Source organism: Bradyrhizobium cajani, from assembly GCF_009759665.1.
Lineage (GTDB): Bacteria > Pseudomonadota > Alphaproteobacteria > Rhizobiales > Xanthobacteraceae > Bradyrhizobium > Bradyrhizobium cajani.
Genome location: NZ_WQNE01000078.1, coordinates 1 through 4879, shown reverse-complemented (window position 1 = coordinate 4879; position 4879 = coordinate 1). Strand labels below are relative to the sequence as shown.

Below are 4879 nucleotides of genomic sequence, written 5' to 3'. Positions count from 1 at the left end.
CCGCATGGACGGCTGGCCGGCACGTGCTGTCGCGAGCCGCCCGGCTCGCGCTCGACAACCCGCGGCCGCCGCGGGGCGTGTCCTGCCGCGAGCCGGTCGATGGCGAAGGCGTTTGCGCGGCCTGCTGGGCGCGGCTGTCATTCATCGAGCGGCCCTATTGCCCGCGGCTCGGCATTCCCTTCGTTTATGACCCCGGCCCCGACATGCTGTCGATGGAGGCGATCGCGAGCCCGCCGGCCTACCAGCGCGCACGCGCGGCAGTGCGCTATGACGACGTCGCGCGCACGCTGGTGCATGCGCTGAAATACCAGGACCGCACCGATCTGGCCCCCGCCATGGGCCGCTGGATGGCGCGGGCGGGCGGCGAGCTGCTCACCGGCGCCGACATGCTGGTGCCCGTTCCCCTGCATTGGCGTCGGGCCTGGCGGCGCCGCTACAACCAGTCCGGGGCGCTGGCCCGGATCATCGAGCGGCAGAGCGGGGTCAAGGTTCGGGGCGACGTGCTGCGCCGGGTGCGTGCGACCGAGCAGCAGATCGGCCTGTCGCGGGCCCAGCGCGCCACCAACGTGCAGGGCGCATTCCAGGTATCTTCCGACCGTCAGGCCGAAATCCAGGGCCGGCGGATCGTCCTGATCGACGATGTCCTCACGTCAGGTGCGACACTGGATGCCTGCGCCAGGGCCTTGCTGCGCGCCAGGGCGGCCCAGGTCGACGTGCTGGTCTTTGCCCGGGTTGTCGAGAGTGGCGCCCGTCCCATATAATTCATTGAATTCATGACACGAAAGGCGCCAGACGACATGACCGCTGCTGTCGAGATCTACACGAGGCCAGGCTGTGGCTATTGTTCCGCCGCCAGGTCGCTGCTGACCCGCAAGAAGGCGGCGTTCACGGAGTTCGATATCGCCAAGAACCCGTCCTGGCGCCAGGACATGTATGACCGCGCCGGCGACGGCTCGACCTTTCCGCAGATCTGGATCGGCGGAACTCATGTCGGCGGCTGCGACGAGCTCTATGCGCTCGACCGCGAAGGCAAGCTCGACGGCATGCTCGACAACATCAGGGCCGTCTCATGAGCCAGAATCAAGCTCAGGACCGGACCTTCACCGCCGCCATGGTGCAGATGCGCACCGGCCTGATGCCCGAGCCGAGCCTCGCGCAGGCCACCAAGCTGATCCGGCAGGCAGCAGCAGACGGCGCCGACTACGTGCAGACGCCCGAGGTCAGCAACATGATGCAGCTGAACCGCAAGGCACTGTTCGAGCATCTCCAGAGCGAGGAGGATGATACCTCGCTGAAGGCGTACCGGGCCCTCGCAGCGGAGCTGGGGATCCACATCCATGTCGGCTCGCTGGCGCTGCGCTTCTCGCCGGAGAAGGCGGTCAACCGCTCCTTCCTGATCGGGCCCGAGGGCAATGTGCTCGCGAGCTACGACAAGATCCACATGTTCGACATCGAGCTACCGGACGGCGAGAGCTATCGCGAATCCGCCAATTACCAGCCGGGCGAAACCGCCGTGATCTCCGACCTGCCCTGGGGGCGCGTCGGCTTGACGATTTGCTACGATGTCCGCTTCCCTGCGCTCTACCGCGCGCTGGCCGAGAGCGGCGCGTATTTCATCACCGTGCCCTCGGCCTTCACCCGCAAGACCGGAGAAGCACACTGGCACGTGCTGCTGCGTTCGCGCGCGATCGAGACCGGCTGCTTCATCTTCGCCGCGGCACAGGCCGGCCTGCACGAGAACAAGCGCGAGACCTATGGCCATTCGCTGATCATCGATCCCTGGGGCGAGATCCTCGCCGAGGGCGATGTCGAGCCTGGCATCATCATGGCCAAGATCGACCCGGCCAAGGTCGAGACGGCGCGCCGGGCGATTCCCTCGCTCCAGCACGGCCGCCGCTTCGGCGTCGCCGACGCCAAGGCCGGGCCGGACCATTTGCATCTGGTGCGGGGATCGGCATGATCCGCTATGCACTCCACTGCGACCGCAACCACGCCTTCGAAAGCTGGTTTCAGAGCTCGTCGGCCTATGACTCGCAGGTGAAGCGCAAGCTGGTGACCTGCCCGATCTGCGGCTCGGCCAAGGTCGAGAAGGCGATCATGGCGCCGCGCATCGTCGGCAAGAAGGGCCGCGGACGCGCCACCACGCCGGAGCCCGTCGCGACGACCGCCGCACCCGAGGCTGCGGCGTCAGGATCGACCTCGCTGATGATGGCGCAGGAGCGCGAGCTGCGTTCCAAGCTGAAGGAATTGCGCGATCACATCGTCAAGAACGCCGACAATGTCGGCGAGCGTTTTGCGAACGAAGCCCGCGCGATGCATTACGGCGACAAGGAGCACCGTCCGATCTATGGCGAAGCTTCGCCGGACGAAGCCAAGTCGCTGATCGACGAAGGTATCGAGGTCTCGCCGCTGCCGACGTTGCCGGAAGATCGGAACTGACACGCGAAGCGTGTCATCCCGGGATGGTCCGAAGGACCAGACCCGGGATCTCGAGATTCCGGGTTCGCCCTCCGGGCGCCCCGGAATGACGGCGAAAATAGCTAGACTCCCACCAGCAGCGCCACGCCGGCCACGATCAGCGCAATACCAAGGATCTCGCGCGGCGCGATCGGCTGCTTGAACGAGTAATACGCCACCGCTTGCGCGAACAGCACCTCGATCAGCGCCAGCGTGCGGACATTGGCGGCGGCCGTCAGCGCGAACGCCAGGAACCAGAACTGCGAGGCGAAGGCGCCCGTGAAGCCCGCCAGCATCGACGGCCGCCACATCCCGAGGATTCCCCGCAACACGTCTGGTGCACGCCAGAGCAGATAGATCGTCAGCACCAGCGTCTGCACGAACAGGCCGAGCACCAGCGTGAATGACGCTGCCGTCACGAACGACACGCCCGGCACGTTGATGATCGCGCCACGGAAGCCGACCGCGGAGAGCGCGAACGCTGCGGCCGCGACGAGGCCGGTGATGGTCGGCTTCAATTCCGCAAAACTCTTCTCGCCGCCCGGCCGCAGCGCGGTGATGACGACGCCGACGGTCGCGATCACGATTGCCAGCACCTTCAGCCAGGTCAGGTGATCGCCGAGGAAGATGAAGCCGAAGATCGCGGTCTGGATCGCCTCGGTCTTGAGGTACGCCGTCGTCACCACGAAGGAGCGGTCGTTCATCGCGAGCAGCATCAGCCCGGTCGCGACGATCTGGCTGAGTGCCCCCAGCAGCAGCCATGGCCAGAACACGGTCGGCGGCATGCCGAGATGATCGCCGGTGGCGAGCAGCACCGCGCCGAGGAACAGCAGCGAGAACGGGAAGCCGAACAGGAAGCGGATGTTGGTCGCGCCCCAGGTCCCCAGCGGCTTCGTCAGCGACCGCTGCATCGCATTGCGCACGACCTGGCCGAGCGCAGCAATGACGGTGAAGGGAATCCAGAGGCTGGCGACGGTGAGCATGGGGGCGGGAGCTAATGACCTCGCCCAACCTGCCGTTAGCGGCGAAGCAGGTCAATCACGTGGACGTCATGGGTGCGATGCTCTCGCAACAAACTCCCCTGTCGTCCCGGAGGTGACAGATCGCATCCCGCTCACACCATCGCTTCCGCCACGACCATGTAGTTCACGTCCATGTCGGACGAGAGGGTCCATCTGTCGGCGAAGGGTGAGTAGACGACGCCGGTCTGCTCGGTGATGACGAGGCGGTTGTCGAGCAGGTATTTTGCGAGCTCGTCGGGGGTGACGAACTTGTTCCATTCGTGGGTGCCGCGCGGCAGCCAGCGCAGGACATATTCGGCGCCGACGATGGCGAGCGCGAAGCTCTTCCAGTTCCGGTTCAGCGTCGAGACCACCATCAGGCCGTTCGGCTTCAGCATCGAGGCGCAGCGCTTCAGGAAAACGCCGACGTCGACGACGTGCTCGACCACCTCCATCGCCAGCACGATGTCGAAGCGCTCGCGCGGGTCGATCTCCTCCACCGTGGTGCAGCGGTAGTCGATCGCAAGATGGCTCTTGTCGGCATGCAGCTTCGCGGCGGCGATGTTGCTGGCCGACGGATCGACACCGATGACCTGCGCGCCGAGGCGCGACAGCGGCTCGCACAAGAGACCCGCGCCGCAGCCGATGTCGAGCACCCGCAGGCCGGCGAGACAGCTGAGGCTGCGCACGTTACGCTCGAACTTGCGGCAGGCGGCGTCGCGGATGTAGCCGAGCCGCAGCGGGTTGATCCGGTGCAGCGGCGCCATCTTGCCCTTGGGGTCCCACCACTCCGCCGAGAGCTTCGAGAATTTCGCGATCTCGGCGGCGTCGACGGTCGAACCCGGCTGGGCGGTGGCGGAGAGGGAAGTATTTTGCTGCATGCTCATGGTTACGCGCGGTCCTACCGCGTGGTGATCGAACTACGGAAGGCGAGCGGCGAGGCGATGGTCCTGATCGTCTCGATCCCCTCGCCGACACCGCGAATGGTCACGTCGCCGTAGTTGAGAATTCGTCCAAGGATGGTCTGGTCGACGTCGACGCTCTCGACCTTGTCCAGCGCCATCTCGAAGGTGCGGCGCTTGATGAAGCCGGTCTTGTGCACGACCCGCAGATTGGTCACGTCGGTCTCGGTGGTGAAGCGATGGAACCAGCCCTTGACGGTCCAATACAGGGCCGCCAGAGCCACGAGGCCGGCACCGACCAGACACAGCAGCACGAGCCCATCGACGGTGGCTTGCCGCGACAGGATGAACAGGACCAGCGCCACGATCCAGGCCACGATGGCCGGAAAATAGAAGATCCAGTGCGCATTGGTCGAATACAGCACCCGCTCGCCCGGTTGCAGGATCTCGTCGATATAACGCGCCATGACCTCGGTTGACCCACTCCCCCGCACCCTGCCCCCGCAGGAACCCGCTTGC

Annotated in this window: 7 protein-coding genes; 4 read left to right on the top strand and 3 right to left on the bottom strand. The window is 65.9% G+C overall.

Annotation, left to right across the window (positions count from 1 at the left end):
* From GPL20_RS38400 to GPL20_RS38385, 4 genes are all read left to right on the top strand, one after another.
* The coding region (locus GPL20_RS38400; RefSeq protein WP_246251303.1) for a ComFC family protein at nucleotides 1-761 on the top strand (761 nt) is incomplete at its 5' end.
* Between the two features lie 36 nt (nucleotides 762-797).
* On the top strand, nucleotides 798-1073 hold the full coding sequence (grxC, locus tag GPL20_RS38395; RefSeq protein ID WP_157337915.1) for a glutaredoxin 3: 276 nt from the start codon (nucleotides 798-800) through the stop codon (nucleotides 1071-1073).
* Nucleotides 1070-1960, top strand: coding sequence for a carbon-nitrogen hydrolase family protein (locus GPL20_RS38390; protein WP_157337913.1), 891 nt, complete (start codon nucleotides 1070-1072; stop codon nucleotides 1958-1960). Before grxC ends, GPL20_RS38390 begins: the two co-directional genes overlap by 4 nt.
* Nucleotides 1957-2439: a DUF1178 family protein gene (locus GPL20_RS38385; protein WP_157337911.1), complete on the top strand. Its 483-nt coding sequence runs from the start codon at nucleotides 1957-1959 to the stop codon at nucleotides 2437-2439. Before GPL20_RS38390 ends, GPL20_RS38385 begins: the two co-directional genes overlap by 4 nt.
* A gap of 101 nt (nucleotides 2440-2540) precedes the next feature.
* Here GPL20_RS38385 and GPL20_RS38380 read toward each other — a convergent pair whose 3' ends face one another.
* The 3 genes from GPL20_RS38380 to GPL20_RS38370 form a co-directional block, all read right to left on the bottom strand.
* Nucleotides 2541-3440 (bottom strand): EamA family transporter, encoded by a 900-nt coding sequence (locus tag GPL20_RS38380; RefSeq protein WP_157337909.1) that lies wholly within the window; start codon nucleotides 3438-3440, stop codon nucleotides 2541-2543.
* A gap of 131 nt (nucleotides 3441-3571) precedes the next feature.
* Nucleotides 3572-4345 (bottom strand): bifunctional 2-polyprenyl-6-hydroxyphenol methylase/3-demethylubiquinol 3-O-methyltransferase UbiG, encoded by a 774-nt coding sequence (gene ubiG, locus GPL20_RS38375; protein ID WP_167533395.1) that lies wholly within the window; start codon nucleotides 4343-4345, stop codon nucleotides 3572-3574.
* 14 nt (nucleotides 4346-4359) lie between these two features.
* Nucleotides 4360-4827 (bottom strand): PH domain-containing protein, encoded by a 468-nt coding sequence (locus GPL20_RS38370; RefSeq protein ID WP_157337907.1) that lies wholly within the window; start codon nucleotides 4825-4827, stop codon nucleotides 4360-4362.
* Nucleotides 4828-4879 lie beyond the last annotated feature (52 nt).